Below are 2,074 nucleotides of genomic sequence, written 5' to 3'. Positions count from 1 at the left end.
TCCTTATCTGGCAAGAGACTTAATTGATTAGTTCGCTCTAGAGCAAAAACAATTGACAAAAATCGCTAAATGCCTTTCTCTATAAGGGTTCCATCCCTTATAACCCCCGTCCATTGCATAACACAAACCGAAGAGCCAAATTGGGTCGATTTGAATAAATTTGTGATACAATAAAAAGGCTAAAATACTTAATAATTTAGATCATGAATACGACGACAATTGAAATTGGCACTTTGATTGATAGTTCTCCTAAAATTCGAGGAGGAAGACCAACAATTGCTGGGACAGGAGTGACAGTGCGCCGCCTTGCTTCTTGGTATAAATTAGGGCTGACTCCTGAAGAAATTTTAAACCGGATGGGACATCCCCATTTAGATTTAGCCAAAGTTTATGCGGCTCTAACTTACTATCATGCCAACAGCGAAGAAATTGAAACTGATTTAGCGCAAGAAGAAGCTGAGGTGAAACAGTTTGAACGGGAGTGGCTTCAATCTAAGTTAAATAAATAGTCATGCTGGCATTATATTTGGATGAAGACTCGATGGATCAGAGCCTTGTAGCGGCTTTAAGAGCTAGAGGAGTCGATGTAATAACGGCTACAGAAGCAGGAATGTTGGGACGCTCCGATTCAGAACAATTAGACTATGCTACTGGTCAAGGAAGGGTGTTATACACTTTCAATCGGGGCGATTTTTACCGCTTACACACTCAGTATTTAACTGAAGGTAAATCTCATCAAGGAATAATACTCGCCCCTCAACAACGTTACTCTATTGGGGAACAATTACGCCAAATTCTGGAATTAATTTCTGTCAAAACAATTGAACAGATGGAAAATAATGTGGAGTTTATTAAGGGATAAACTTCCAGTTCTGCTTTATAGTAAGAATCGGTAGTTGAAAGATTTCATTCCGCCCAAGCCATGAAGAATCATTCTCGAATCCTGACGGTAGTTTGTCTGCTGAAATTACTCTCATGGTCAAGTCTGGCGATCGCGGAACAGTTAACAGTCAACAGTGACCAGTTAACAACAGACCTCTTGCATAAATCCGAAAACAAACGATAGAAACAATAATAGGAGGGACTTTCAGTTAATTATTTATTAGTAGTTGATAATCTTCAAAAATGTTGCTGTACAAGGATCGACTTAAGACTTTTGCAAGAGGTCTAATGATCAAGAGAACAATGTTGAACAACTCGTTAAACGAATCGTTGAACAAAAAATGAGAACGGTAATCGAGGAGGTGACGGCGACGGTTGTCAGTCTCAACGGGGAAATCGAAACCCTGAAACGGTTAATCGATCGAGAGGATACAGAGGAAGATTCGGGAATGTCTGGCTCGACCCTAGCCCCGATTTTCGAGGATTTTTGAGAACCCGTCATTCTCTCCTCGGTCGCTAGAATCACCAATTAGAAGAAAATCGATCGCTTTCTTTAACTTAATTGGCTAAAACTATAGCAATTCCCATAGTTGTGAGGTACAGAGTCTTAGGTTTTGAGGAGTCAGGAGTCAGGAGTTAAGATTTTGGTGTACCTCATGAGATTGGGAAACGCTATATAACACTTTTCACGTTACTGAGGTATCGACAAGTTTTCCCAACAAAGAGTTTAAGCTCCTTGCCCATAACTCATTCTTATGAAAACTCCTATAAATTTCCACGTTCCTCCATTTTATTACTGAAAGTAGAAACGATTGAAATCGTCAATTTCCACTTATTTTGGGACTGACATCACCCTTAGACTCCGAATATTCTGAAATTAGCAAGTAAACACGGCTTCCCAATTTCAGGAAAAAATTATGAATCTACGTTCTGTCAAGACTATCGTATTAAGCGGTATAGCCCTGTTGGTGGCAACTTTGCCCAGCCTCGCTCAAATTCCAACCCACATTCCGCACCCTAAGTGTCACAACGTCTCAAAAGAGGAAGATGCCTGAGTCAAAATACTTATCTAGAGGAGTGAGTTGGCGGCAAGCTGCCACCAACTAAGCCGAAAATTTCAGGGTTCCCCCGGTCATTCTCAATAAACAGTGCTTGTTGAGAATGACTGGGCAATCAGACTTAACATCTAGGG

General features: G+C 40.5%; 4 protein-coding genes. All 4 read left to right on the top strand.

Going from position 1 to position 2,074, the window contains the following annotated elements; genetic code table 11:
• Nucleotides 1-203 precede the first annotated feature (203 nt).
• Nucleotides 204-509 carry a DUF433 domain-containing protein gene (locus O9332_RS04995; protein WP_002763271.1) on the top strand — a complete coding sequence of 102 codons (306 nt, stop codon included), beginning with the start codon at nucleotides 204-206 and terminating at the stop codon, nucleotides 507-509.
• Nucleotides 510-511: 2 nt separating this feature from the next.
• Nucleotides 512-862 carry a DUF5615 family PIN-like protein gene (locus O9332_RS04990; protein ID WP_002763272.1) on the top strand — a complete coding sequence of 117 codons (351 nt, stop codon included), beginning with the start codon at nucleotides 512-514 and terminating at the stop codon, nucleotides 860-862.
• 60 nt (nucleotides 863-922) lie between these two features.
• Entirely contained in the window at nucleotides 923-1,066 is a 144-nt protein-coding gene (locus O9332_RS04985) for a hypothetical protein (RefSeq protein ID WP_002763273.1), read from the top strand.
• 157 nt (nucleotides 1,067-1,223) lie between these two features.
• Nucleotides 1,224-1,373 carry a hypothetical protein gene (locus O9332_RS04980; RefSeq protein WP_002763274.1) on the top strand — a complete coding sequence of 50 codons (150 nt, stop codon included), beginning with the start codon at nucleotides 1,224-1,226 and terminating at the stop codon, nucleotides 1,371-1,373.
• Nucleotides 1,374-2,074 lie beyond the last annotated feature (701 nt).

Source organism: Microcystis sp. LE19-10.1B, from assembly GCF_027530565.1.
In the GTDB taxonomy this organism is placed as follows: Bacteria; Cyanobacteriota; Cyanobacteriia; order Cyanobacteriales; family Microcystaceae; genus Microcystis; species Microcystis aeruginosa.
The sequence above is the reverse complement of the archived record's forward strand: the minus strand, read 5'-3'. Positions and strand labels throughout refer to the sequence as shown.